This is a genomic window from Allobosea sp. TAB14, assembly GCF_052113865.1.
Lineage (GTDB): Bacteria > Pseudomonadota > Alphaproteobacteria > Rhizobiales > Beijerinckiaceae > Allobosea > Allobosea spartocytisi.
The window spans coordinates 1-25,609 of record NZ_JBFRDQ010000040.1; the positions used below are offsets into that span (position 1 = coordinate 1).

The 25,609-nt window shown below is 66.4% G+C and carries 24 protein-coding genes; 15 read left to right on the forward strand and 9 right to left on the reverse strand.

The genetic code is table 11. The annotated features are described in order from the left end of the window. Positions 1 to 33 precede the first annotated feature (33 nt). The gene (locus AB4Y99_RS08225) at positions 34 to 1,434 is read left to right on the forward strand and encodes a hypothetical protein (protein WP_441522970.1); all 1,401 of its coding nucleotides are present in this window, start codon (positions 34 to 36) and stop codon (positions 1,432 to 1,434) included. Between the two features lie 9 nt (positions 1,435 to 1,443). Here the strand turns inward: AB4Y99_RS08225 and AB4Y99_RS08230 are convergent, their stop codons facing one another. Then, positions 1,444 to 2,646 (reverse strand): pyridoxal phosphate-dependent aminotransferase, encoded by a 1,203-nt coding sequence (locus AB4Y99_RS08230; RefSeq protein WP_441522971.1) that lies wholly within the window; start codon positions 2,644 to 2,646, stop codon positions 1,444 to 1,446. A 164-nt stretch (positions 2,647 to 2,810) separates the two neighbouring features. On the opposite strand from AB4Y99_RS08230, the gene AB4Y99_RS08235 reads away from it, so the two are divergent. The 3 genes from AB4Y99_RS08235 (at position 2,811) to AB4Y99_RS08245 (ending at position 5,613) form a co-directional block, all read left to right on the forward strand. Next, on the forward strand, positions 2,811 to 3,299 hold the full coding sequence (locus AB4Y99_RS08235) for a YaiI/YqxD family protein (protein WP_038359089.1): 489 nt from the start codon (positions 2,811 to 2,813) through the stop codon (positions 3,297 to 3,299). 90 nt (positions 3,300 to 3,389) lie between these two features. Continuing rightward, positions 3,390 to 4,364 (forward strand): Bug family tripartite tricarboxylate transporter substrate binding protein, encoded by a 975-nt coding sequence (locus AB4Y99_RS08240; protein WP_441522972.1) that lies wholly within the window; start codon positions 3,390 to 3,392, stop codon positions 4,362 to 4,364. Between the two features lie 130 nt (positions 4,365 to 4,494). Continuing rightward, positions 4,495 to 5,613 (forward strand): PQQ-dependent sugar dehydrogenase, encoded by a 1,119-nt coding sequence (locus tag AB4Y99_RS08245; RefSeq protein WP_441522973.1) that lies wholly within the window; start codon positions 4,495 to 4,497, stop codon positions 5,611 to 5,613. Positions 5,614 to 5,632: 19 nt separating this feature from the next. Here AB4Y99_RS08245 and AB4Y99_RS08250 read toward each other — a convergent pair whose 3' ends face one another. Further along, on the reverse strand, positions 5,633 to 5,929 hold the full coding sequence (locus AB4Y99_RS08250) for a hypothetical protein (protein WP_441522974.1): 297 nt from the start codon (positions 5,927 to 5,929) through the stop codon (positions 5,633 to 5,635). Positions 5,930 to 6,189: 260 nt separating this feature from the next. Between AB4Y99_RS08250 and AB4Y99_RS08255 the strand changes: the two genes are divergently transcribed. The 7 genes from AB4Y99_RS08255 to AB4Y99_RS08285 all read left to right on the forward strand — a co-directional run bounded on the left by AB4Y99_RS08255 (position 6,190) and on the right by AB4Y99_RS08285 (position 13,300). Then, positions 6,190 to 7,374: a lytic murein transglycosylase gene (locus AB4Y99_RS08255; RefSeq protein WP_038359082.1), complete on the forward strand. Its 1,185-nt coding sequence runs from the start codon at positions 6,190 to 6,192 to the stop codon at positions 7,372 to 7,374. Between the two features lie 77 nt (positions 7,375 to 7,451). Then, positions 7,452 to 7,841, forward strand: a complete 390-nt coding sequence (locus tag AB4Y99_RS08260; RefSeq protein ID WP_441522975.1) for a RidA family protein — start codon at positions 7,452 to 7,454, stop codon at positions 7,839 to 7,841. Between the two features lie 91 nt (positions 7,842 to 7,932). Next, complete coding sequence (locus tag AB4Y99_RS08265) at positions 7,933 to 9,522, forward strand: ABC transporter substrate-binding protein (protein ID WP_441522976.1); 1,590 nt, start codon at positions 7,933 to 7,935, stop codon at positions 9,520 to 9,522. A gap of 141 nt (positions 9,523 to 9,663) precedes the next feature. Continuing rightward, positions 9,664 to 10,773: a 3-isopropylmalate dehydrogenase gene (gene leuB / locus AB4Y99_RS08270; RefSeq protein ID WP_441522977.1), complete on the forward strand. Its 1,110-nt coding sequence runs from the start codon at positions 9,664 to 9,666 to the stop codon at positions 10,771 to 10,773. Between the two features lie 233 nt (positions 10,774 to 11,006). Further along, positions 11,007 to 11,963, forward strand: a complete 957-nt coding sequence (gene msrP / locus AB4Y99_RS08275; protein WP_133562939.1) for a protein-methionine-sulfoxide reductase catalytic subunit MsrP — start codon at positions 11,007 to 11,009, stop codon at positions 11,961 to 11,963. Between the two features lie 91 nt (positions 11,964 to 12,054). Continuing rightward, complete coding sequence (locus tag AB4Y99_RS08280; RefSeq protein ID WP_441522978.1) at positions 12,055 to 12,630, forward strand: methylated-DNA--[protein]-cysteine S-methyltransferase; 576 nt, start codon at positions 12,055 to 12,057, stop codon at positions 12,628 to 12,630. A gap of 118 nt (positions 12,631 to 12,748) precedes the next feature. Continuing rightward, a complete protein-coding gene (locus AB4Y99_RS08285; protein ID WP_441522979.1) occupies positions 12,749 to 13,300 on the forward strand; it encodes an NADPH-dependent FMN reductase in 552 nt (183 codons plus the stop codon). An 806-nt stretch (positions 13,301 to 14,106) separates the two neighbouring features. Here AB4Y99_RS08285 and AB4Y99_RS08290 read toward each other — a convergent pair. The 3 genes from AB4Y99_RS08290 to AB4Y99_RS08300 all read right to left on the reverse strand — a co-directional run bounded on the left by AB4Y99_RS08290 (position 14,107) and on the right by AB4Y99_RS08300 (position 17,199). Beyond that, positions 14,107 to 14,997 carry a LysR family transcriptional regulator gene (locus AB4Y99_RS08290; protein ID WP_038359069.1) on the reverse strand — a complete coding sequence of 297 codons (891 nt, stop codon included), beginning with the start codon at positions 14,995 to 14,997 and terminating at the stop codon, positions 14,107 to 14,109. Positions 14,998 to 15,140: 143 nt separating this feature from the next. After that, positions 15,141 to 16,106 carry a thioredoxin-disulfide reductase gene (trxB, locus tag AB4Y99_RS08295; protein ID WP_441522980.1) on the reverse strand — a complete coding sequence of 322 codons (966 nt, stop codon included), beginning with the start codon at positions 16,104 to 16,106 and terminating at the stop codon, positions 15,141 to 15,143. Between the two features lie 82 nt (positions 16,107 to 16,188). After that, positions 16,189 to 17,199: a mitochondrial fission ELM1 family protein gene (locus AB4Y99_RS08300; protein WP_441522981.1), complete on the reverse strand. Its 1,011-nt coding sequence runs from the start codon at positions 17,197 to 17,199 to the stop codon at positions 16,189 to 16,191. A 61-nt stretch (positions 17,200 to 17,260) separates the two neighbouring features. On the opposite strand from AB4Y99_RS08300, the gene AB4Y99_RS08305 reads away from it, so the two are divergent. Next, entirely contained in the window at positions 17,261 to 17,725 is a 465-nt protein-coding gene (locus AB4Y99_RS08305; RefSeq protein ID WP_038359067.1) for an Lrp/AsnC family transcriptional regulator, read from the forward strand. A gap of 7 nt (positions 17,726 to 17,732) precedes the next feature. Here the strand turns inward: AB4Y99_RS08305 and AB4Y99_RS08310 are convergent, their stop codons facing one another. The 4 genes from AB4Y99_RS08310 to AB4Y99_RS08325 all read right to left on the reverse strand — a co-directional run bounded on the left by AB4Y99_RS08310 (position 17,733) and on the right by AB4Y99_RS08325 (position 23,577). Continuing rightward, complete coding sequence (locus AB4Y99_RS08310) at positions 17,733 to 18,242, reverse strand: hypothetical protein (RefSeq protein WP_112762695.1); 510 nt, start codon at positions 18,240 to 18,242, stop codon at positions 17,733 to 17,735. Between the two features lie 76 nt (positions 18,243 to 18,318). Then, complete coding sequence (gene greA, locus AB4Y99_RS08315) at positions 18,319 to 18,792, reverse strand: transcription elongation factor GreA (protein ID WP_038359065.1); 474 nt, start codon at positions 18,790 to 18,792, stop codon at positions 18,319 to 18,321. A gap of 109 nt (positions 18,793 to 18,901) precedes the next feature. Next, positions 18,902 to 22,219, reverse strand: coding sequence for a carbamoyl-phosphate synthase large subunit (gene carB / locus AB4Y99_RS08320; protein ID WP_441522982.1), 3,318 nt, complete (start codon positions 22,217 to 22,219; stop codon positions 18,902 to 18,904). Positions 22,220 to 22,362: 143 nt separating this feature from the next. Further along, positions 22,363 to 23,577, reverse strand: a complete 1,215-nt coding sequence (locus AB4Y99_RS08325; RefSeq protein WP_113252559.1) for an MFS transporter — start codon at positions 23,575 to 23,577, stop codon at positions 22,363 to 22,365. A 105-nt stretch (positions 23,578 to 23,682) separates the two neighbouring features. Here AB4Y99_RS08325 and AB4Y99_RS08330 point away from each other — a divergent pair, with 105 nt between their 5' ends. The 3 genes from AB4Y99_RS08330 to AB4Y99_RS08340 all read left to right on the forward strand — a co-directional run. Then, positions 23,683 to 24,087, forward strand: a complete 405-nt coding sequence (locus AB4Y99_RS08330; RefSeq protein ID WP_248311088.1) for an ArsR/SmtB family transcription factor — start codon at positions 23,683 to 23,685, stop codon at positions 24,085 to 24,087. 116 nt (positions 24,088 to 24,203) lie between these two features. Further along, entirely contained in the window at positions 24,204 to 25,265 is a 1,062-nt protein-coding gene (locus AB4Y99_RS08335) for a class I SAM-dependent methyltransferase (RefSeq protein WP_441522983.1), read from the forward strand. A 129-nt stretch (positions 25,266 to 25,394) separates the two neighbouring features. Continuing rightward, the coding region (locus tag AB4Y99_RS08340; protein ID WP_441522984.1) for a GtrA family protein at positions 25,395 to 25,609 on the forward strand (215 nt) is incomplete at its 3' end.

The following is a 25,609-nucleotide window of genomic DNA, read 5'->3' on the forward strand; positions in this document are numbered from 1 at the left end:
GCGTGGTGCGGCGTGATCGATACGGGGTAGGGCATGCGGGCTTTCTTGCTGGTGGTGACCGCGGCGGCGGTGGCGCTGCTGGTTTCCCAACTGGCACGCCGACCGTTTCGCAGCGCTGAAGCGTTGCCGGCTGGAACGCAGAATCTAGAGCAACCCGGCCCGTCGCGCATCCGTATCGGTGGGCGCGAGCGCATGGTGCAACTCGATGCCCTGCTGCGCTACGGCGCAACGGCCGAGAACATTCTCTGCCGGCCGCAAGATGGTACGACGCCCGACGAATGGCGCCGCGTGTCCTGCGGCGGCAAGGCCGAACAGGATGACGACGAAGCCCAGTCACGCGGCGATGCCGCAATGCTGGAGGCTGCCACCATCTTGCGCCAGGCGGAGAAGCGACCGCTTGCCGAGCGTGAGCGGCTGGTGCGCGACGCCAACGGTTTCGTCCTGCTGGCGCTGCGCAGCGATGCCTTCGAGACGCGGCCGGTGCCACCGGTCCATGTCTATGAGGATCTCGCCGACCAGTCCGATGATGGGCGGCTGCACGATATCGCGTCCGAGCTCTGGCTGGTTACAGCAGCCTTCTGCCCCGATGGCGAACGGCAATGCCGCCTCTCCAATCTGCGTCAGTCCGGCCGCAGCCTCGTCAATGCCGGGCGATGGTTCAACGACACGGTGCGGCTGCGCCTGGCCGCCGAGCGATTGCGCGAGGTGCTCCGGGAACAGGGGAACGATATCGATCCGGATGAGCGCTTTTCGCTGGCGAACGATATCGGCAACGCCTTCAGCTATGCCTCGGCTTTCGCACCGGCGGGCGAGCGATTGCCGCTGATCGACGAGGCGATTGTCGCCTATGAGGCGGAACTCGCTCAGGCGGACGCCAAGGCACCGTCCTTCGATTCCGGCAGGCTCTGGCAGAACCTCGGAGCGGCCTATGTCGATCGCGGTGCGATCAGCAACAGCAAGAAAGATTTCGAGCGTGGCATTGCCTTCTACGAGAAGAGCCTGCCGCTCTTCGACCGCTCTCGCTTCCGACAATCATGGGCGCGTGCGAAGTCGAATCTGGGAGCGGCGCGTAGTCGAATGGCGCTCGCGGAAAACGATCTGGCACTGCACGACGAGGCCTTGCGCGACCAGGAGGACTCGATCGCCGCCTTCGAGGAAGGCCAGGAGAAGCTCGATGCCGATTATGGGCGCTACCGGCTGGCGAAAAGCCTCGATGCCAAGGCGCGTAGCGCCAATGCGCTCGCCAAGCAGCTCGGGGATGGAGAAGAAGGGCGGCACGCCGATCTGGAGAAGACCGCGAAGCTATGTCGCGATGAGGCGCTCAAGCTGCTGGAGCGGGCCGGGGAAGCGTTTCGCCGCTCCGGCTCGCGGGATTATCTGGCCTGGGTCGAGCGCCTGACGGTCGAGATCAGGAGCGCGACGCCGGGGCCGTGAGCGCGCGGCTCAGCGCAGCTCGGCGCAGAAGCGCTGGATGCGGCGGCAGGCCTCTTCCAGCTTCTCGTCCGACGTCGCGTAGGAGATGCGGAAGTTGGGGCCCAGCCCGAAGGAGGAGCCGTGCACGGCCGCGACGGCTTCCGTCTCGAGCAGGCCCAGCACGAGGTCCTCGTCCGTCTCGACCTTCTTGCCGTTCGGCATGGTCTTGCCGATCAGCTCCGAGCAGTCGGGATAGACGTAGAAGGCGCCTTCCGGCATCGGGCACTTCAGGCCGCGGGTCTGGTTCAGCATGGAGACGACGAKGTCGCGGCGACGCTCGAAGGCCTTCTTGAACACCGGCAGATGGTCCTGCGTGCCGTCGAGAGCCTCGACGGCAGCCCATTGCGAGATCGCCGAGGTGCCCGAGGTCTGCTGGCCCTGGACCATGTCCATGGCGTTGATCAGGTGCTGCGGGCCGGCCGCGTAGCCGATGCGCCAGCCGGTCATCGCATAGGCCTTGGAGACGCCGTTCATGGTGAGCGTGCGCTCATAGAGCGCTGGCTCGATCTGCGCCGGGGTGACGAATTTGAAGTCGCCATAGACGAGATGCTCGTACATGTCGTCCGTCAGGATCCAGACATGGGGATGGCGCATCAGCACGTCGGTGAGCTTCTTCAGCTCCTCATGGGTGTAGGCGGCGCCCGAGGGGTTCGAAGGCGAGTTCAGGATCACCCATTTGGTCTTCGGGGTGATGGCCTTCTCCAGGGCTTCCGGCTGGAGCTTGAAATTGTCCTTCAGATAGGTCTGGGCGAAGGTCGCGGTGCCGCCGCAGAGCGCGACGATCTCGGGATAGGTCACCCAATAGGGCGAGACGCAGATGACCTCGTCGCCCGGGTTCAGCGTGGCGAGCAGGGCATTGTAGATGACATGCTTGCCGCCGGTGCCGACGATSGTCTGGCTCGGCTTGTAGTCGAGGCCGTTCTCGCGCTTGAACTTGCGGGCCACGGCCTCGCGCAGCTGCGGAATGCCGGCGACGGGGGTGTACTTGGTCTCGCCGCGGCGGATCGCGGCGATGGCCGCCTCCTTGATATTGTCCGGCGTGTCGAAATCGGGCTCGCCCACGGAGAGCGAGATCACGTCCTTGCCCTGGGCTTTCAGATCGCGGGCCTTCTGCGTGATCGTGATGGTCGCAGACGGCTTCACGCGCTTCAGGGCTTCGGCAAGAAAGGCCATGGGACTGATCTCCGGAGGAGCGGGAGGATGAGCGCCCGGCAGGGCGCGCGCGTGGTTTATGACTCGGCGGCGATGATCGCAAGCGCAACTGCTTGATGTTTTGCAGAAGCGTCATGAATTGTGAGCCGTTTGCCCTTGCAGGTCGGGTATGCGAAGCCCGGCTCATGACGAGCCCTGCCGAACCGATCGCTGTTTATGTCGATGCCGATGCCTGTCCGGTGAAGGACGAGGTCTATCGCGTTGCCGGCCGCCATGGCCTGCACGTCTTCGTCGTCGCCAACAGCTTCCTCAACGTGCCGCGCGAGCCCTGGATCGAGCGCGTCACCGTTCCCGGCAATTTCGATGCTGCCGATGACTGGATCGCGGAACGCGTCTCACGGGGGGCGATCGTGATCACCGCCGATATTCCGCTCGCCGATCGCTGCATCAAGGCCGGCGCCGAGGTCATTGGGCCGACCGGCAAGCCGTTCACCGAGGCCTCGATCGGCATGGCGCTGGCGACCCGCGACATGATGGAGGATCTGCGCGCCATGGGCGTGGCGGGTGGCGGGCCGAAGCCCTTCTCGCAAAAGGACCGTTCCGCCTTCCTGCAGGCGCTCGACCTCGCCATCCAGCGGCTGAAGCGGGCCGGTTTCGGTGCGGGGCAGCCATGACATCCGTGCTGCTGGACGCATGCGGCCTTTGTCCCTAAATCTCCCGGCCAATCAGCACCGCCATTCAGACGGGCTCCCGGGAGGATATCCATGTCGTTGACCCGCCGCTCCACTCTCGGCCTGATGGCCGGCGCCGTTTTTGCTCCGTCCGTCGTCCGGGCCGAGAGCTTCCCGAGCAAGGTCGTCACCATCATCGTGCCCTATCCGGCGGGCGGCCCGACCGACGCGATTGCGCGCTTCGTCGCGCAGGATCTCTCCATCGCCTTCGGCCACAATGTCGTGGTCGACAACCGGGCCGGCGCCTCCGGGGCTGTCGGCACCCGTGCCGTCGCCCATGCGCCGGCCGATGGCTACACCATCGTCTTCGGCAACAACCAGACGCATGGCAACAACATGTTCCTGCTGAAGGACCCCGGCTACGACGCGGTGAAGGATTTCGCGCCGCTCGCCGGCGTCGGCGCCTTCGAGCACGCCTTCGTCGTCCGCAACGACCTGCCTGCCAAGAACATCCAGGAACTGATCGCACTGGCGAAGGCCGAGCCGGRCAAGCTSAAYTAYGGCTCSACCGGCGTCGGCTCCGGCTCGCATCTGGCGATGGAGCTGTTCATGCAGCGCACCGGCATCAAGATGACGCATGTGCCCTTCCGCGGCGCGGCGCCGCTGGTGCAGGAGATCGTCGGCGGGCGCATCGACATCGCCAATTCGACGCTGCCGAGCGTGCTCGAGCAGATCAATGCCGGCACCCTGCGCGCGCTCGCCATCGCAAGCCCCGAGCGCAACCCGCAGGCGAAGGCCATCCCGACGCTGCGCGAGCAGGGCGTGAGCAATGCCGATGCCGATTCCTGGGCCGCCTTCTTCGCGCCGGCGAAGACGCCCCAGCCGGAGCTCGACGTGCTCTCCAAGGCGATCATCGCCTCGCTCAACAAGCCGGCGACACGCGACGCCATCGTCAAGCTCGGCTTCACGCTTAATGTGCGCGATCCGGAAGCATTCAAGCCCCGGCTTCTCCAGGAAATCGCGAGCTGGAAGCAGATCATCGCTGAAGCCGGCGTGAAGGCGGAATAGGCTCCGTCCGCCGCTCGCCGGCCGGTCCCTCACGTCGTCGTGAGCTTGCCGCAACGCCTTGGCGGATCGCTGCGTTGCCCTCTATCTCAGGCGAAGCGATGAGCGGAGGGAAGCTATGCGGCGGCTCGGGATGGCTTTGGGACTGGGGGCGGGGCTTGCGCTTGCCGGCGTGATCGCTCCCGCGAGCGCACAGAAGCGATTTCCCTCGAGCGCCGGCGAGCTTGCGGTCGAAACCGTCGCAGGTGGGCTGGAGCACCCGTGGGGTCTCGCCTTCCTGCCGGACGGACGCATGCTGGTGACGGAGCGGCCGGGCCGGCTCAGGATCGTCGATGCCAAGGGCGAGCTGTCGCGGCCCCTCTCCGGCATCCCGAGCGTGATGGCGCGCGGGCAGGGCGGCCTGCTCGACGTGGCGCTCGATCCGGGCTTCGCTGAGAACCGGTTGGTCTATCTCTCCTATGCCGAGCCGCGACCGGGCGGCAACGGCACCAGCGTCGCCCGTGGCAGGCTGAATGAGCAGGGCACCGCGCTGACTGGCGTCGAGGTGGTCTTCCGGCAGATGCCGACGGTCAGCTCCAATCTGCATTTCGGCTCACGGCTGGTCTTCGACCGGACCGGCGCGCTCTTCGTGACGGTCGGTGAGCGCTATACGCAGCGCGACCAGGCGCAGAATCCGGCCAACCATCTCGGCAAGATCATCCGCATCCGCCCCGATGGCAGCGCGCCGGCGGATAATCCGAAGAAGCCGGGCTGGGCTCCGGAGGTCTGGTCGATCGGCCATCGGAACGTGCAGGGCGCGGCACTGCATCCCGATACCGGCCAACTCTGGACGGCCGAGCACGGCGCGCGCGGGGGCGACGAGGTCAACACGCCAAAGGCCGGGCTGAACTATGGCTGGCCGGTCATCACCTATGGCGTCGACTACTCCGGCGCCAAGATCGGCGAGGGGACGGCGAAGCCCGGTATGGAGCAGCCGCTGTTCTACTGGGACCCGTCGATCGCGCCTTCAGGTGCCGCCTTCTATACGGGGCCGGTCTGGCCGGCCTGGAGGAATTCTCTTTTCGTCGGGGCGCTGGCCGGCAGCATGCTGGTCAGGCTGACCACGCAGGGTGAGAAGGTGACGGGTGAGGAGCGCCTCCTCACCGATATCGGTGCACGCATCCGCGATGTCCGGCAGGGGCCGGACGGCTTCCTTTATCTCCTCACCGACGAGACGGACGGGCAGATCCTGCGGGTGCGGCCGACGAAATAGACGCCGAGCCGCAATCCGCTCAGGGACCGCAATCCCACTCGCTGTCGAGGGCATAGACATTGCGCGTCGCGAGCTTGCCGGCGGTGTCGTAGAGGTCGCCGACATAATAGGTCATGCCGGCGTCGTCATGATCCTCACGCTTGACCTGCAGCGACCAGCCATAGCCGACCTTCCTGCCGTGCCAGGCGGGGTGGATGGCGCCGATCGAGGCGGAGCCGAGGATCTGGGCCCTGGAATCGCTCGGGCTGCAGGTCGGGCCGGCCAGAGCGGGCAGGGTGCCGGCAACGAGGCAGGCGGCAATCAGCAGGGTCCTCACGGGGCAGTCCTTACGAATCGGGGTCGGTCGCGGCGAGCCATATCCACCGCGCCGCGCGAAAGGCCAAGCGCTGTCGGCGCGTGGCTGTATTGCGCTGCAACCGGGGCTGGTCAGCCCTCGGCCTGGACGATGAAGCGTCCTGCCGGTGTTCCCGTTCCGATCGCCGCGTTTTTCCTTCGCACCGCCATTCTCGCTGGTTAACCTCCGTTAACCACGCTCGCCTAGCTTCGCGGCGAATGCATTCGAATCGGCGGAGACCCATGCGCGCAATCAGACTGGCCCTGCCCCTCGTCCTCTTCGCCTCTGCCGCCTGCGCTCAGGCGGGCTTTCAGTCCTGCCTGTCCGGCCTGCGCGCCGACGCGGCGGCCAAGGGCGTCTCGGGCGCGACCTTCGACCGTGCCATGGCCGGCGTCGAGCCGGACATGAAGGTCATCGAGGCGATGAACAACCAGCCGGAGTTCAAGACTCCGATCTGGGACTATCTCGGCACGCTGGTCGATGACGAGAAGGTGGCGGAAGGGCGCAACATGCTGCGCCAGTATGCCTCCGTCTTCGCGGCGGCCGAACAGCGCTTCGGTGTCGATCGCCACACCATCGCCGCCGTCTGGGGCGTCGAAAGCGATTTCGGCAAGGCTCGGGGCAAGTGGCCGCTGGTGCAGTCGCTGGCGACCGGCGCCTGCCTCGCACCGCGCCGCAACGCCTTCTTCAAGGGCGAGCTGATCGCGACGCTGCAGATCATCCAGCGCGGCGATGTTCGGCCGGATCGGCTCTTCGGCTCCTGGGCCGGCGCCTTCGGCCACACCCAGTTCATTCCCTCGACCTATCTCAGGCTCGCCGTCGATGGCGACGGCGACGGCAAGCGAGACCTCGTCGATTCCATTCCCGACGCACTGCATTCCACCGCGAACTTCATGGCCAAGGCCGGCTGGGTGACGGGTGCGAGCTGGGGTTACGAGGTGCGCGTGCCGGATGGCTATTCCGGGCCGAGCGGGCGCAATCCGAAGCATCCGGTCTCGACCTGGGCGGCGCGCGGCATCGTCAAGTTCGACGGCTCGCCGCTGAACGGCGCCGGCAATGCCGGGCTCCTGATGCCGGCCGGCCGCAACGGCCCAGCCTTCCTCGTCTTCAAGAATTACGATGCCGCCTACAGCTACAATGGCGCGGATTCTTACGCCTTGGCGATCTCGCTCCTCTCCGACCGGCTGCGCGGCAAGCCGGGCGTGCAGGGGCAATGGCCGACCGACGACCTGCCGCTGTCGCGCGAGCAGCGGCGCGAGCTCCAGCGCCTGCTGATCTCACGCGGCTACAATGTCGGCGAGCCCGATGGTGCCGTGGGCTCGCTGACGCGCACGGCGATCAAGGAGATCGAGGGCAAGCTGGGCATGCCCCAGACGGGGCGGCCGGGCGAAAAGGTTCTGCGCGCGCTGAAGGGCGGGCGGGTCTGAAGGTTGCAGAAAACGGGTGGCGCCGCGGGAGCGCTTCAGAGAACCGTTTCCGCCGCATCCAAGCTTCCGGAGACAGCATGACACGCCGCCTGATTTCCACCGGCTCGCCCTTCGAGCGCAATTTCGGCTATTCGCGCGCCGTGGTCGATGGCGATCTCGTCTTCGTCTCCGGCACGACCGGCTACGACTACGCCACCATGACGATGCCGGACGACCCGGCCGAGCAGGCGCGCAACATCTTCCGCACGATCGGCGCCGTGCTGGAGGAGGCGGGGTCGTCGCTGTCTCAGGCGGTGCGGGCGCAGTACTTCGTCACCGACCGCAGCTATTGCGAGCCGGTGCTGGCGGTCTGCGGCGAATTCTTCCGCGAGATCAGGCCCGCGGCCGGCATCTATGTCGTGGCCGGGCTGCTCAAGGCGGAGATGAAGGTCGAGATCGAGGTGACCGCGCGGGTCACGCGCGACTGATTGGTATTGTCGACACACTGTCGACTTTTGGTATATCTCTTGCAGGTCAGCGTGCATCAAGGCGCGTGCCTTAAGCAGAGGGAGATATGCCATGTCGATCCGTCGTCGCACTGTTCTCAAAGGTGCTGGTGCGCTTGCCGCGACAGCCTTCCTGGGTAACCGGGCCTTCTCGCAGGGAGCGGCGGCGACGCTGCGCTTCAACCCCTCGACGCCGCTGCCCTCGCTCGATCCGATCACGGCCACCAGCTACGTCATCCGCAACCATGGCTATCTGATCTACGACACGCTGTTCGCGACCGACGCGAATTTCCAGATCAAGCCGCAGATGGTCGAAGCCTGGGAGACGGCGACCGACGGGCTGAGCTGGACTTTCCGCCTCCGCGACGGGCTCTCCTTCCATGACGGCGAGCCGGTCCGCGCGGAGGATTGCATCGCGTCGATCGCCCGCTGGTCGAAGCGTGATGCCTTCGGCCAGACCTTCGCCACCTTCGTCGAAGGCTACGATGTCGTCGACCGGCGCAGCTTCCGGATTCGGCTGAAGAAGCCCTTCCCGATGATGACGTCCGCGCTGGGCAAGCTCTCGTCGAACGTGCCCTTCATCATGCCGGAACGCATCGCGCAGACCGACCACATGAAGAACATCACGGAGGCGATCGGCTCCGGCCCGTGGCGTTTCATGGACAAGCAATGGGTGCCCGGCCAGAACGCGATCTATGAGCGCTTCGCGCAATACAAGCCGCGCGAGGAGGCGCCGTCCTGGGCCGCCGGCGGCAAGATCGCCAAGATCGACCGCATCGAGTGGCTGGCGCTGACCGAAGCTGCCGCCGCGGCCGGCGCGCTGATGCAGGGAGAGCTGGACTGGTACGAGCAGCCCCCGGTCGATCTCATCCCGATGCTGAAGGGCAACAAGGACGTCGTCATCGAGAACGTGCCGCTCGGCCTGTTCCTGCTGATGCGGTTCAACCAGTTGCAGCCGCCCTTCAACAATYCGGCGATCCGCCGGGCCGTGATGGCCGCCGTCAACCAGACCGACTACATGGAGGCCGTCGTCGGCGACAAGGCCTACTACAAGGAGGCCAAGACCTTCTTCACGCCCGGCTCGCCGATGTCGAGCGGGGCGGGCGGGCAGGCCGCCATGCCGGGTAATCTCGAGAAGGCCAAGGCCATGCTCAAGGAGGCCGGCTACAAGGGGGAGAAGGTCATCCTGCTCGCCCCGGCCGACCAGCCGATCGCCTATCAGCAATGCATGGTCACCGAGGACCTGCTCAAGAAGCTCGGCATCAACGCGGAACTCGTCGCGACCGACTGGGCGAGCTTCATCGGCCGGCGCGCCAATCGCGGCCTGCCCGAGCAGGGCGGCTGGTCGGTGTTCCATACGCTCTGGTCCTGTGCGGATACGCTCAACCCGGCGCTGCATCCGCTGACGCGGACCAATGGCGGCGCGGCCTGGTTCGGCTGGCCCGACGACGCGCCGATGGAGGGGCTCCGCGATGCCTGGATCGCAACGCCGGAAGAGGCCAAGCAGAAGGAGATCGCGGCCAGGATCGAGGAGCGCGGCTTCGAGGCCGTTCCCTATGTCCCCTGCGGCCTCGTCCAGCAGCCCATGGCGTTCCGCAAGAATCTGAGCGGCATGGTGCTCTCGCCGGTCCAGTTCTTCTGGAACATGGAGAAGAAGGTCTGAGCACCGCTCTCGGCGCCGGCGCATGGTCTGCCATGCGCCGGCTTCGCGCGCCTGCCGCTTGCGTCGTCACGGTTCCACCCGTAATCACCGCCGCGAGACCGGAAACCGGTTCGGTTCACGACCAAGCGCGAGGCGACGACCATGGCGACCCACAAGCTCCTGCTGCTCCCCGGCGACGGCATCGGCCCCGAGGTGATGGGCCAGGTCGAGCAGATCGTCTCCTGGTTCGGCAAGCAGGGGCTCGGCTCCTTCGAGATCGAGAAGGGGCTCGTCGGTGGCGCGGCCTATGATGCGCACAAGCAGGCGATCTCCGAAGGCGACATGAAGCTGGCGCAAGACGCCGACGCCGTGCTGTTCGGCGCGGTCGGTGGCCCGAAATGGGCGGATGTGCCTTATCAGCACCGGCCCGAAGCCGGCCTGCTGCGCCTGCGCAAGGATCTCGGCCTGTTCGCCAACCTGCGTCCGGCGATCTGCTATCCGGCGCTGGCCTCCGCGTCGTCGCTGAAGCCTGAAATCGTCGAAGGCCTCGACATCCTGATCGTGCGCGAGCTCACCGGCGGCGTCTATTTCGGCGAGCCGAAGGAGATCGTCACGCTGGAGGATGGCTCCAAGCGCGGCGTCGACACGCAGGTTTACACTACGCCTGAGATCGAGCGCATCTGCCGGGTCGCCTTCGAGCTGGCGCGCACCCGCCGCAACAAGGTCTCCTCGGCCGAGAAGCACAACGTCATGAAGACCGGCGTGCTCTGGAAGCAGACGGTGACCGCGCTGCACGCCGCCGAGTACAAGGATGTCGAGCTCGAGCATGTGCTCGCCGACAACTGCGCCATGCAGCTCGTGCGCCGGCCGAAGCAATACGACGTGATCGTCTGCGACAATCTGTTCGGCGATATCCTCTCCGACGTCGCGGCGATGCTGACCGGCTCGCTCGGCATGCTGCCCTCGGCCTCGCTCGGCGCGGAAGATCCGGTCACCGGCAAGCGCAAGGCGCTCTACGAGCCCGTCCATGGCTCGGCGCCGGACATTGCCGGCAAGGGCCTGGCCAACCCGATCGCGATGATCGGTTCCTTCGCCATGGCGCTGCGCTATTCCTTCGGCGCCGGCGAGGCGGCGGACCGGCTCGAAGGCGCGATCGCCGACGTGCTCGGCTCGGGCACCCGCACCCAGGACATCGCCGCTGATGGCACCAACGCCGTCTCGACCAGCGAGATGGGCGCCGCCATCATCAAGGCGCTGGAAGCGCGGGGCTGATCGTTGCCCTTCTCCCCTAGGGGAGAAGGTGTCTGCGAGGCCGACGGACGAGGGAAGGGCCGCGTAGCGGCCCTTTTTCGTTTCGGCGAGGTTCCTGCCCTCATCCGTCAGCGCTGCGCGCTGCCACCTTCTCCCCCGAGGGGAGAAGGAAGACCTCCCTCTCTCCCTCGTGAATTGCCGTGACACCGCTTTCGTGGCTTAGCTCGGCGCAACGAAAGCGGAGTATGTCCGTCATGCTGATCAAGCGCCGCGCCGGCTGGGAATTGCCGGAGAGCGAAGCGACGCCGGAAGGCGCCTTCCTCAATCGCCGCCAACTCATGGCTGCGGGAGCTGGGCTGATCGCCGGTGCGGCCCTGCCGCGTCTGGCTGCGGCCCAGACGCCCGATCCGACGCTCGACCTCTACCCCGCCAAGCACAATGACGCTTATAAGCTTGACGTGCCGCTGACCAAGGCGGAGGACGCGGCGAACTACAATAATTTCTACGAATTCGGCATGTCGAAGGACATCGTCGACGCCTCGCAGCGGCTGGCGACGCGGCCCTGGAGCATCCAGGTCGACGGCATGGTCGAGAAGCCCTTCGAGATCGGCTTCGATGACCTCGTCCGCAAGCTGCCGCTGGAGGAGCGGCTCTATCGCTTCCGCTGCGTCGAGGCCTGGGCGATGGCCGTGCCCTGGACCGGCATTCCGCTCAAATCCTTCGTTAATCTCGCCAAGCCGCTCTCCGGTGCGAAATACATCCGCTTCGAGACCTTCCTGAACCCGCGCGTCGCGCCGGGGCAGAACCAGCGCTGGTATCCCTGGCCCTATGTCGAGGGGCTGACCATCGCCGAGGCGGCGAATGATCTGCCGCTGCTCGTCACCGGCATTTATGGCAAGCCGCTGCCGACGCAGCACGGCGCGCCGCTGCGGCTGATCACGCCGTGGAAATACGGCTTCAAATCGGTGAAATCGATCCGCAAGATCAGCTTCGTCGCGGAGCGGCCGAAGACTTTCTGGGAGGCGCTGCAGGCCAGCGAATACGGGTTCTGGGCCAATGTGAACCCGGCCGTGCCGCATCCGCGCTGGAGCCAGGCGAGCGAGCAGGTGCTGGGCTCGCGTGATCGCCGGCCGACGCTGATCTATAACGGCTATGGCGAGCAGGTCGCCGGGCTCTACAAGGGGCTGGAGGGCGAAGCCCTCTTCATGTGAGGCCCGACCTGCTGCCAGCTTTCGGGTGCCCTCAGCGCTATGCCGCGTGCTAGACCAAYCCGGTCCACGCAATGGCGCCGGGAGCACGCACATGGCCACCCAGCATTTCCATCTCTTCGAAACGGCGATCGGCACCTGTGCCCTGGTTTGGGAGGGCGAGCGCTTCATCGGCGCGCAACTGCCCGAGCGGGACGAGGCGGCGGCGCGCAAGCGTTTGGAGCGGCGCTTCCCGGAAGCCGAGGAGGCCGAGGCGCAAGGCTTCGTCGCGGACACTGTGGCCGGCATCCGCGCCTTGTTCGAGGGCGAAAAGCGCGATCTGTCGCATCTGCCGCTCGCGATCGAGCGGACGCCGGACTTCAACCGCAAGGTCTATGAAGTCGCGCTGTCGATCCCGCATGGCGAGACATTGACCTATGGCGAGGTGGCGCAGCGCATCGGCGAGCCCGGCGCGGCGCGGGCGGTGGGCGTCGCGCTCGGCCAGAACCCTTGGCCGATCATCGTGCCCTGCCACCGCGTGCTGGCGGCCGGCGGCAAGACCGGCGGCTTCTCGGCCGATGGCGGCGTCGAGACCAAGCTGCGCATCCTGACGATCGAGAAGGCGCGGACCAGCACCCAGCCTGGCCTGTTCGAGGCGTTGCCGCTCGCAGCCCGGCCGCCGCGTTCCTGACCACCGCCGGACCATGGCGATTGAAACGCTGCAATGATGCGCTTGCAGCGCATCGTCTTGCGCCGGGCTCGCGGAGCCTTCTACTGTCGCGGCAGTTTCCCCAACAACGAGGAATGCCATGGCCAAGTTGAAGCTCGCCATCGTCGTCGGCAGCACGCGCCGCGATTCGATCAACCGCAAGCTGGCGGAGGCTCTGGCCAAGCTCGGAGCCGATGTCTTCGAACCCTCCTTCGTGCGGATCGACGACCTTCCTCTGTTCAACCAGGATCTCGAAGCTGATCGCCCTGAGCCGACGCTGCGCCTGAAGCGCGAGATCGAGGCGGCCGATGCCATCCTGATCGTCACGCCCGAGCATAATCGCTCGATCCCGGCCGCGCTCAAGAACGCGATCGACTGGGCTTCGCGCCCCTATGGCAAGAATTCCTGGGCGGGCAAGCCGGTCGCGGTGACCGGGGCCAGCGGCGGCGCCGTCGGCACGGCGGTGGCCCAGAACGAGCTGCGCATGATCATGACCAATCTCGCCGGCGTGGTGGCCGGCGGGCAGGTCTTCATCACCTTCAAGGAAGACCTGATCGACGCGAACCACGAGATCACCAATGAAGGCACGCGCAGCTTCCTGCTGGGCTTCCTCGACGGCTTCGCCAAGATCGTCGGCAAGCTCGCCGCCTGAGCGGCAGGGATCTGGATGCGCTCTCCGGAAGGCACCGCTTCGGCGGTGCCTTTTTTTGTCGGCTCGATCTGTCGGGAGCGGAGCGCCGCAACTGGGCGCGGCGCAAAAAAAAGGGCCGGCGTCCCCAAGGGGAGCCGGCCTTGAAAGTTTGAAACATCTGGCTCAAACGCCAAACATCTCAGAGGGGAACGGCTGAAACGAACTCAACGCCGGGAGGAGATTGCGGAGCCCGTTCCGAACAACCGTGTACTCAATATTGTGCAGGCTCTGCCGTTTTGCAATGCAGCATAGCTTGGAGCCGCCATGCGCAAGCTGCATATCTCGCTCTCAGATGCGACCAATTTGTGCCTAAATGATTGAGAAATATGCACTCATTGCAGATTGAAATTCCGACGATCTATCATCCAGGATGAAGGTTGGTAGCTTCTGCCCGTATGGCGTGCACAGTTTCTGGGCTGCCGTCATACATTTGCAGGATTTCAGTTGGTGCTCAGCCAACTGGCTGCCTACGAATCGAGCAGCCGGCAAGGCGATAGCGGCCTGCGTTTTCATGGAGATATGGGCCGTTCCGGCCTGGGCGAACGCAGCGCCGGAGCTCTTGCCCGAAGCGCCCCGCAAGCGCTTCGGCGTGGGGCACGGGTCGAGTCCGGGACGATGCGGTGGGTTCGTGCAAGATCAGCAGCCGGCCGGGCATGTACCCGCGGCCGGGATGCGCAATCGCGATCCACTTTCAGGAGAAGTCCGCGCCGGGGCGGGACGCGAGCCGCCGACGTACCCGGAGGGTGCGCCGGCGGCTCGCTGCGCTGTCAGTAGGTCCAGCGCTGCGCCTTCTGGATCAGGAAATCGCGGAAGACCTGGACGCGGGCGACCGACTTCATCTCTTCCGGATAGACCAGATAGCTCTCAAGCTGCGGCATCTCGGTCTCGCGCATCAGTTGCACGAGCGGCGAGCCCGTCTCGATCAGGTAGTCCGGCAGCACGGCGATGCCTGCGCCGGAATCGACGGCACGCTTCATCGCCGTGATGTTGTTGACGACGAGATGGATCGGGCGCGGGTTGCGCTGGTCGCGGCCGATCGTGCCCAGCCAGTGCACGGCCGTGAGATAGGATGGCGAGGTGCCGCCGAAGGAGACGATCCGGTGGTTGTCGAGATCCTCGTAGCTCTTCGGCTCGCCGAAGCGCTTCACGTAAGCCGGCGAGGCATAGACGTGATAGTGCACGGTGAAGAGCTTGCGCTGGATCAGGTCCGGCTGCTGCGGCTGGCGCAGGCGGATGGCGATGTCGGCCTCGCGCATCGAGAGGTCGAGCTCCTCATCGGTCAGGATGAGGTCGACCTTGATGTCCGGATAGAGGTCGAGGAATTCGGCCAGGCGCGGCGTCAGCCAGTGCCCACCGAGGCCGCGCGTCGCCGTGACCTTGAGCTCTCCCGAGGGATGCTCGCGGGTCTCCGACAATTGCGAGCGCGTGCGCTCCAGCCGCTGCGTCATCTCGCGCGCGGCGCGCCAGAGCAATTCGCCCTGCTCGGTCAGGATCAGGCCGCGCGTATGCCGATGAAACAGCGGCGCCCGCAGCTCACGCTCAAGCGCGCCGATCTGCCGGCTCACGGCGGATTGACTCAACCCCAGAACATCGCCAGCTTTTGTGAAACTGCCTGACTCTGCGACGGTATAAAAAATTCTAATGCGGTCCCAATCCACCGCGCTTCCCCCGATATGCATTTTGTGCATGGTGGGGGATAAAGTTCTTGTCCGTCAATGCCCGGACGACAGAGATTGTTCTTTTTGGCACTGAATCTGGTGAGGGGATTCATCGATTCCAGTGATGAATCCCCGAAAAGCCCTTATTCAGCGGCTTCTCGCTGGTCGAGCGTGCTCGCCACGAGCCAGCGCTCGGCGTCGAGGGCGGCCATGCAGCCCATGCCGGCGGCGGTGACGGCCTGGCGATAGTGCTCGTCGGTGACGTCGCCGGCCGCGAAGACGCCCGGAACATTCGTCTGAGTCGTTCCCGACTCGACTTCGAGATAGCCGGTCTCGCGCATGRCGAGCTGGCCGACGAAGAGTTCGGTCGCCGGCTTGTGGCCGATGGCGATGAAGACGCCGTCGGTCTTGAGCTCGCTCTCGGCGCCGGTCTTGGTGTTGGTCAGGCGCAGATGCGTGACATTGGGCGGGGTCGTGCCACCGCAGATCTCGGCGATCTCGCTGTCCCAGATCACCTCGATCTTCGGGTGCTTGAACAGCCGCTCCTGCATCACGCGCTCGGCGCGCAGGTGGTCGCGGCGATGGACCAGCGTGACCTTGCTGGCGAGATTGGCGAGATAGAGCGCCTCCTCGACCGCGGTGTTGCCGCCGCCGACGACCACGACCTCCTTGTTGCGGAAGAAGAAGCCGTCGCAGGTGGCGCAGGCCGAGACGCCGAAGCCTTGGAAGCTCTGCTCGGAGGGCAGGCCCAGCCACTTCGCCTGGGCGCCGGTGGCGATGATCAGCGCGTCGCAGGAATAGGTCTCGCCGCCATCCCCCCAGAGCCGGAAGGGGCGCTGCGACAGGTCGACCCTGCCGATATGGTCGGAGACCATCTTCGTGCCCATGTGCTCGGCCTGGGCGCGCATCTGCTCCATCAGCCAGGGGCCCTGGATGAYGTCGGCGAAGCCCGGATAATTCTCGACATCGGTGGTGATCATGAGCTGGCCGCCGGCCTGGAGGCCAGAGATCAGCACAGGTTCCAGCATGGCGCGGGCGGCGTAGATCGCCGCCGTGTAGCCGGCGGGGCCGGAGCCGACGATCATGACGCGGGCGTGGGTGTGGGCCATCGTCTCGTTTCCTTCTCCGCGGCCGGGCCGCGCTCGACTCCGTCAGATACGGCGGCGTGGCGCCGAAACAAGGGTCGCTGCTTCAGGGGCGCGTGAGCCCGAGCGCCGCCCTGTGGCGCAGCCAGCCTTCGCGTATCGCATCGGCTATGATCGGCGTGGAGTCTATCGGCTGGTAGCGTTCACCATCAAGCTGTCCACGGAAAGCATGCACAACGCCCTGGCGCGTCAGCGATGCGATCAGGGCGGCGATCTTGGCGTGGCCGCCCTGAGGCTCGAAGACGAGAACCGGCACGCCGGTCGCCGTCGCCTCGCCGATCATGTTGGTCGAGTCCGCGGTGACCACGATGGCGTCGGCATTGGCGAGCAGGGCGACGTAGGGGTTCTCGCCGCTGCCATCCCACCACCAGCCGCCATGCCGGGCGAAGACCGCCGCCACCGCGGCGGAGAGCGCAGGCGAGGTCCGGCGCGAGGGCGAGCCCATCAGGCTCGCGCCGGAGGCGGCCAGCGCGTCGAGCTGTTGGGCGAAGCGCTCGCTATCCGCCGGGGTGAAACGATGATGCCGGCTGTCGCCGCCGACGAGCACGGCGACACGCGGCGCGGRCAGGGCGGCGATCGGCGCCGGGGGCGCTGCGCGGGCAGCGGCGAGGCGCTCGGGCGTGAGGCGGTGGGGGGAGGTGGTGGTGACCAGGACATTGCCGCCGCGCAGCCGGTCATGCTCCGCGACCCAGATCAGATCGGCCGTACCGGCGCCGGTGCGCGGGTCCTTGAGGAAGACGGTGAAGGTCCGGCCATTCGAGGCCTTCCTCACCGCCCTGAGATAGGCGACGGCACGCCGGCCGGACGCGATGGCGATGTCGGGGAAGGGAGGGCGGATCGGGCTTTGCGGCCGCTCCGGTCCCTCGCGCGGGTCGATGGGGCCGCGCGGCATCAGCCAGGCGAAGGGCTTTCGTGGCGCCACCCGGCGGATCTCCGGCATGATGCCGAGCCGCTCGGCCACACCGAGGCATTGCAGCTCATCGCCGGCCTTGCCGTCGGTCAGGACCCAGATCGTCGGGGCGGTTTTCTGATGCAAGGGGGCGGGCGTCTGCGGCATGCGCCTTGTATCGCCTGCCGACGCCGTCTACACCAGCGCCACCTGCCTCAGAGGACATTCATTGCCGGCGAAACTCGACGATATCGACCTGCGTATCCTGCGCGAGCTTCAGGCCGATGGGCGCATGACCAATGTCGAGTTGGCAAGCCGCGTCGGCATCTCGCCGCCCCCTTGCCTCAGGCGCGTCAGGGCGCTGGAGGAGGCCGGGTTGATCCGTGGCTATCATGCCGATCTCGACGAGCGGAAGCTGGGCTATGAGGTGGTCTGCTTCGCCTTCGTGCATCTGGCGAGCCAGGCGGAAGCCGATCTCGTCGCCTTCCAGAGCCGCATCCGTGACTGGGCGCCGGTGCGCGAATGCTGGACGCTCTCCGGCGACATCGACTTCGTGCTGAAATGCGTGGCCCCCGACCTGAAGGCGTTTCAGGATTTCGTCGGGGATCTGACGGCGCTGCCAAACGTCCGCAATGTGCGCACCGCGCTCGCCCTCGACCGGGTCAAGGACGAGCCGATCGTGCCTTTCGGCTGAGCGGCGCTCAGCCCGCGACGTAGCGCTTGATCCAGTAGGCGTTGTTGCGCGCCAGCGCCTTCAGCCGGCGCTGGTCGACATCCGGCAGATACCAGGCGCCTGCGCCACCCGAGAGTTCCGTCGACATGATCGGCCAGCTGTTGAGCGCGCGGCCGCGGCTGTCGTAGAGCGTGACCGTGCTCTCGAGATAGTCGTTGCTGGCGCCGCCATCGGCCGGCTTGCCGCCGCCACCGCCGCCGGCATAGCTCGCCAGCCAGAGGCTGCGGACCGTCACGACGAGGCGGTTGCCGGCTCCCTGACGGAATTCCGGTCCGAGGATCTCAGCCAGCGTTCGCTGAAGCTCGGCGCTGACCAGCCTGACATTGTCGCCCCAGGCATCCGTGACCGTTCGCGCGAACTCGACGCGGATCGAGCCGATGGGCGCGGCCTGTGCGAGAGCAGGCGAGAGGCCGGACGGGAGCAGGGCGAGCGATGCCCCCGCAAGCGACAATGCGAGGAAGTGGCGGCGTGTCGTCATGGCGTCGTCTCCGAAGGCCTTCGGAGATAATGTAGGAGCTCGGGCGCCGATTGCCATCGGCGCCCTGTTGCCGTGGTTAGCGGAAGGCGACTCCGACGATCTCGTAGGACTTGCCGCCGCCGGGCGTATTGACCTGCACGGAATCGCCGACCTTCTTGCCGATCAGCGCGCGCGCGATCGGCGAGCCGACCGAGACCTTGCCCGACTTCACGTCGGATTCGGGCTCGCCGACGATCTGGTAGCTCTTCTCTTCCTCGGTGTCGTCGTCGATCAGCTTGACCGTGGCGCCGAACTTGACCGTGTCGCCGCCGAGCTTGGAGACGTCGATGATGTCGGCGCGGCCGATCAGCGACTCCAGCTCCATGATGCGGCCTTCGTTCAACGACTGCGCTTCCTTCGCCGCGTGATATTCGGCGTTCTCGGAGAGGTCGCCGAGCGCACGGGCCTCGGAGATCGCCGCGATGATGCGCTGACGCTCGACCTGCTGGCGGTGCTTCAACTCCACCTCCAAAGCGGCGAAGCCGCCCGCAGTCATGGGAACCTTTTCCATTCTTTCCGTCCCGTAAGATCCGAAAGCGCGGCTGACGCCGGCCCCGTCCAAGGGTGCCGGCGCGTCCGCGCTTCCGCTCGGTATTTGAACCTCGTTGCGAGCGGCTACGTCAAGCTGCCCGTTCGAAGTAGGATTGCAGCGACCGTACTTCGAGATCGCCGCTGCTATAGGCCTTGATGCCTTCCGCCGCTGCGATCGCGCCTGCCAAGGTGGTATAATAGGGCACCTTGTGCAAGAGGGCCGAGCGCCGGAGCGAACGGGAATCGGCGAGGGCCTGCGGGCCTTCGGTGGTGTTGAAGATCAACTGGATCTCGCCGTTCTTGATCGCATCGACGACGTGCGGGCGGCCTTCCAGGACCTTGTTGATCCGGGCGGCGTCGATGCCCTGTTCCTGCAGCAGCCGGAGCGTGCCGCCGGTGGCGAGGATGCGGAAGCCGAGATCGGCCAGGATGCGCACGGCCGGCACGATGCGCGGCTTGTCGTCGTCGCGCACCGAGACGAAGACCGTGCCCTTGACCGGCACCTTGGAGCCGGCGCCGAGCTGGCTCTTGGCGAAGGCGACGTCGAAGGAACGGTCGAGGCCGATGACTTCGCCGGTCGAGCGCATCTCGGGGCCGAGCAGCACGTCGACGCCGGGGAAGCGCGCGAAGGGGAAGACCGCCTCCTTGACGCCGACATGGCCGAGGACCGCGGGCTTGAGGCCGAAGCTGCCCAGCGTCTCGCCCGCCATGATGCGCGCGGCGATCTTGGCGATGGGCTGGCCGATGACCTTGGCGACGAAGGGCACCGTGCGCGAGGCGCGCGGATTGACCTCGAGCACGTAGATCTCGCCGTCCTTGATGGCGTATTGCACGTTCATCAGCCCGCCGACATCGAGCGCGAGCGCCATCGCCTTGGTCTGGCGCTCCAGCTCGGCGATGATCGCGGGCGAGAGCGAGCGCGGCGGCAGCGAGCAGGCCGAATCGCCGGAATGGATGCCGGCCTCCTCGATATGCTCCATGATGCCGGCGATGAAGGCGTCACGACCGTCGCTGAGGCAGTCGACATCGACCTCGATGGCGTCCGACAGATAGCGGTCGAACAGCAGCGGGTTCTTGCCGAGCACCGTGTTGATCTGGCCGGTCTTGTCGTTCGGATACTTGGCCTTGACCTCGGAGGGGATCAGCGAGGGCAGGGTGCCGAGCAGATAGTCCTCGAACATCACCTCGTCGCGGATGATCGCCATGGCGCGGCCGCCGAGCACATAGGAAGGCCGCACGACGAAGGGCAGGCCGAGCTCGCCCGCGATCATGCGCGACTGCTCGACCGAATAGGCGATGCCGTTCTTCGGCTGCTTCAGGCTGAGCTTGTCGAGCAGRCGCTTGAAGCGGTCGCGGTCCTCGGCGAGGTCGATCATGTCGGGCGAGGTGCCSAGGATCGGGATRCCGGCCTCCTCCAGCGCGTTCGCCAGCTTGAGCGGCGTCTGGCCGCCGAACTGGACGATGACGCCGTGCAGCGTGCCGTTCTGCTTCTCGGTCTCCAGGATCTCGAGCACGTCCTCGACCGTCAGCGGCTCGAAATAGAGCCGGTCGGAGGTGTCGTAGTCGGTCGAGACCGTCTCCGGGTTGCAGTTGACCATGATGGTCTCGTAGCCGACGTCGCGCAGCGCGTAGCAGGCATGGCAGCAGCAATAGTCGAACTCGATGCCCTGGCCGATGCGGTTCGGCCCGCCGCCGAGGATGACGACCTTCTTGCGATCCGAGGGATTGGCCTCGTCGGCAACCTTGCCGGCGAAGGGCATGGCGTAGGTCGAGTACATATAGGCGGTCGGCGAGGCGAATTCGGCGGCGCAGGTGTCGATGCGCTTGTAGACGGGGCGCACCTCGAGCGAGCGGCGCAGCGCCCTGACCTCGGCCTCGGTCTTGCCGGAGACGGCGGCGAGGCGCTTGTCGGAGAAGCCCATCGCCTTGACCTGGCGGAAGGCGCCGGGGGTCTGCGGCAGGCCGWACTTGCGCACCTTSTCCTCGGTCTCGACSAKCYCRCGCATCTGCTCGAGGAACCARGGRTCGATCTTGCAGCTYTCRTGGATCTCGGCGTCGGTGAAGCCCAGCCGCATCGCCTGCGCGACATGCAGGATGCGGTCGGGCGTCGGTGTCGAGATCGCCGCCTTGATCGCGTTGCGGTCGTCGCCGAGGCCCATGCCATCGACCTCGATCTCGTCGAGCCCGTCAAGGCCGGTCTCCAGCGAGCGCAAGGCCTTTTGCAACGATTCCTGGAAGGTGCGGCCGATCGCCATGGCCTCGCCGACCGACTTCATCGCGGTGGTCAGCGTCGGCTCGGAGCCGGGGAACTTCTCAAAGGCGAAGCGCGGGATCTTGGTGACGACGTAGTCGATGGTCGGCTCGAAGGAGGCCGGCGTCGCGCCGCCGGTGATGTCGTTCTCGATCTCGTCGAGCGTGTAGCCGACGGCGAGGCGCGCCGCGACCTTGGCGATCGGGAAGCCGGTCGCCTTCGAGGCGAGAGCAGACGAGCGCGAGACGCGCGGGTTCATCTCGATGACGATCATSCGGCCRGTSKCRGGATCGAYCGCGAACTGMACGTTCGAGCCGCCGGTCTCGACGCCGATCTCGCGCAGCACCGCCAGCGAGGCGTCGCGCATGATCTGATATTCCTTGTCGGTCAGCGTCAGCGCAGGCGCCACGGTGATCGAATCACCGGTATGGACGCCCATCGGGTCGAAGTTCTCGATCGAGCAGACGATGATGCAGTTGTCCTTCTTGTCCCGGACAACCTCCATCTCGTACTCCTTCCAGCCGAGCACGCTCTCYTCGATSAGSACCTCGCTGGTSGGSGARGCGTCSATGCCGCGCTCGMMGATSTCGATGAAYTCGCCCTTGTTGTAGGCGATGCCGCCGCCKGTKCCRCCCATGGTGAAGGAGGGGCGGATGATGGCGGGAAGGCCGATGTCCTCGAGCGCGTCGAGCGCCTGGCCGAGCGTCTTGATATGGTGCGAGCGCGGCGTGGAGAGGCCGATCTTGGTCATCGCCTCGCGAAAACGCTCACGGTCCTCGGCCTTGTCGATGGCGTCGGCGGTGGCGCCGATCATCTCGACGTTGAATTTCTCCAGCACGCCCATCTTCTTGAGCGAGAGCGCGCAGTTCAGTGCCGTCTGGCCGCCCATGGTGGGCAGGAGCGCGTCGGGACGCTCCTTCTCGATGATCTTGGCGACGATCTCGGGCGTGATCGGCTCGACATAAGTCGCGTCGGCGAGATCGGGATCGGTCATGATCGTCGCCGGATTCGAGTTGACCAGGATGATGCGGTAGCCCTCGGCCTTCAGCGTCTTGCAGGCCTGGGTGCCGGAATAATCGAACTCGCAGGCCTGTCCGATGATGATGGGGCCGGCGCCGATGATCAGGATGGACTTGATGTCTGTGCGCTTGGGCATGATCTCGACCGGTCTTGGGCAGGCGCGCGCAAGGCCGGTCCGATCGGGCGAGCGGAGGCCGAGCGAGCGYCTGAATGAATGCTAGGCGCTCGCTATAGACGGGCAAGGCGGCGGGGGAAAGCTAAAAGCGCTTCCCACCCGCATCAACGCACAGGCCGTGGTGCCGGCAGCACGAGATCGATCTCCAGCGGCTTGGGCGTTCTGCGCTTGCGACGCATGGCGACGAAGAGCAGGCCGAGCGCCGCGATCTCGCAGGCGGCGCCGACGAAGCCGAGCGACCAGGTGCCGGCATGGCGCATCACCTGCTGGCCCAAAGCCGCGCCGGCGGCGATGCCGAAATAGAGGGCGGAGGCGTTGAGCGAGAGCGCGACGACGATGGCGTCCGGCGCCATCGCCGCCAGCCGCGACATCTGCGAGGGGTGGCCGGCCCAGCCCGCGCCGCTCCAGACCATGATGACGAGCGGAAGCAGATAGATCGCAATCGCCGGCGGCAGCGTCACCGCGACCAGCGAGGCCGCAAGCAGTGCCCCGGTGAGAATCGTCAGCACGACGGAGAGCGTGCGCTCGGGGCCGAAGCGGTCGCTCGCCATCCCTCCGAACTGGTTGCCGAGCGCCGAGCCGATGCCGGAAAGGACGAGCGTCGCCGCCAGCCAGGGGCCGGCGATGCCGGCATGGTTGGTCAGGAAGGGCGCGATATAGGTGTAGAGGACGAAGGCGCCGGTCGTCCAAAGCATAGTCGTGCCCAACGCCAGCAGCACGTCCGAGCGGCTCGCGACCTGCAGGCGCTCGCGCAGCGTGTTGGTGCCGTGCGGCAGGCCGGCCGGGAGCCTCGCGAAGAGCCCCGCCAGCGAGAGCACGCTCAAGCCGGCGACGATCAGGAAGGCGAGATGCCAGCCGCCGAAGCCGACGACGGCGGTGCCGATCGGGATGCCGAGAATCAACGACACGGTCATGCCGCCGGTGACCAGCGCGATGGCGCGCCCGCGCCGTTCAGGCGGCGAGATCGCCACGGCCACGGCGTTGGCGGCAGGCATGAACACGCCGGCCGCGAAGGCCATGACGACGCGCGCCAGCACGACGACGGTGAAATCCGTGGCGAAAGCCGCCCCGAGATTGGCGAGGCCGAAGACCGCCATCGCACCGATCAGGACGCGCTTGCGATCGGCATCGCCCAGCACGGTGGAGAGAATCGGCGAGCCGACCGCATAGGCCAGGGCGAAGATCGAGATGAGCAGGCCGGCGGTGTCGACGGAGACACCGAGGCCGGAAGCGAGATGGGGCAGGATGCCGGTGACGATCAGGCTGCCCGTGCCGATGGCGAAGGCGCCGCCGGCGAGGGACAAGAGACGGATGTCCATAGGAGTGATCCTTGCGGATGGTCGCTGTATCGAAGCCAGGCTTCGAAATTCAATGATCGTTGAATTAATCGCGCCTGGCGATTACCGCAAGGGTAATTTCAATGAATGTTGAATCTTGTCAGGAGTGATGCCATCGCCTATCTCGGAGGCATGAAACCGCTGTTCCATCCCGATATCGACGATGTCGCGCCGGCCGACATCTTCGCGGCGCTGGCCGATCCGATCCGGCTCGGCATTCTGGTGGCGCTCTCCGATGCAACGGAGATGGACAAGGCCCGCTGCAGCAATTTCGTCGGGCTGGCCTCGCCGTCGCTGCTCTCCTATCACTTCGCCAAGCTGCGCGAGGCCGGGATCACGCATATGCGCGTCGAGGGCACCTCGCGCTATCTCAGCATCCGGCGCGCCGATCTCGACCGGCGCTTCCCGGGATTGCTCGACAGCGTGATCGAGGCAGCGCAGCGCGACCCCAGCCTGCCGCGCGTCCCCGAACCGGCTCAGGCAAAGGGCTGAGAGCGGCCTCTCCTTGCGTTGACATGCTTACCTAAGGGTATAGCGTTGCCGCTTCCGCGATGGCGTCGAGCCGGATCGCGTCAAGCCGGCCACGCCCTAACCCGAGGAGCATGGCCATGCGTGAAGCCGACCCTCAGAAACTCGATGCGCTGGTGGGACGTCTTGTCGGCGATGTCGGAGCGTCCGTCACCGGCTCCCTGATCGTGCTGGGCGATCAGCTCGGCCTCTACAAGGCGATGGCCGATGGCGAGCCCGTCACCTCCCGGCAACTGGCCGAGAAGACGGGCCTCAAGGAGCGCTATCTGCGCGAATGGCTCGCCGGGCAGGCCTCGGCCGGCTATGTCGACTATGACGAAGGCAGCGACAGCTTCAGCCTCTCGCCGGAGCAGGCCATGGCCTTCGCGGAGGAGGACAGCCCGGCCTTCTTCGCCGGCGCCTTCGAGGTCGTCCAGTCGATGTGGATCGACGAGCCGAAGGTCGCGGAGGCCTTCCGGAGCGGTGCCGGCCTCGGCTGGCACGAGCACAGCAGATGCCTCTTCCGCGGGACCGAGCGTTTCTTCCGGCCGGGCTACAATGCCCATCTGACGGCGGAGTGGATTCCGGCTCTGGGCGATGTCGAGGCCAAGCTGCAGCGGGGCGCGACGGTTGCCGATGTCGGCTGCGGACACGGCTCCTCCACGATCCTGATGGCACAGGCCTATCCGCAGTCGCGCTTCTACGGCTTCGACTATCACGGGCCTTCGATCGAGCGGGCGCGCGAGGCGGCGGAGAAGGCCGGCGTGGGTGACCGCATCGTCTTCGAACGCGCCTCGGCCAAGGACTTCCCGGAGCGGAAATACGACCTCGTGACCATGTTCGATTGCCTGCACGACATGGGCGATCCGGTCGGCGCCGGAAAGCATGTGCGCGAGTCGCTGGCCAGGGATGGGAGCTGGATGATCGTCGAGCCCTTCGCGCACGACCATCTCAAGGACAACCTCAACCCGGTCGGGCGGATCTTCTACGGGGCATCGACGATGATCTGCACGCCGGCCTCGCTGTCGCAGGAGGTCGGCCTCGGGCTTGGCGCGCAGGCGGGCGAGATGCGCCTGCGGAAGGTTGCGCTCGATGCCGGCTTCTCACATTTCCGCCGTGCGACGGAGACGCCGTTCAACATGGTCTTCGAGGCCCGGGCCTGACACTGCAGGACTCGGCGGGACGTGAACCGYGCCGACAGGCTGTCGCGTGAGAGGCGCGATGCAGGATGACGGGACCGCGCGAGGCAAAAAATCATTCGCCCCGCGCGCCCGATGATCTAGGAAGCGCGGATGCCGCTTCGTCGCTATCCGCGCCAGTTCCGCCAACTCGTCAGCTATGCCTTCGCCGGTGGGCTGACGGCGGTGGCCCATTACGGCGTGCTGATCGGGCTGGTGGAGGGCGCCAGGCTCGATCCCGTGCCGGCGACGCTCGCCGGCTTCGTCGTCGGCGCGCTGGTCTCCTACGGGTTGAACCGCTGGATGACCTTCGACGCGACGCGCAGCCA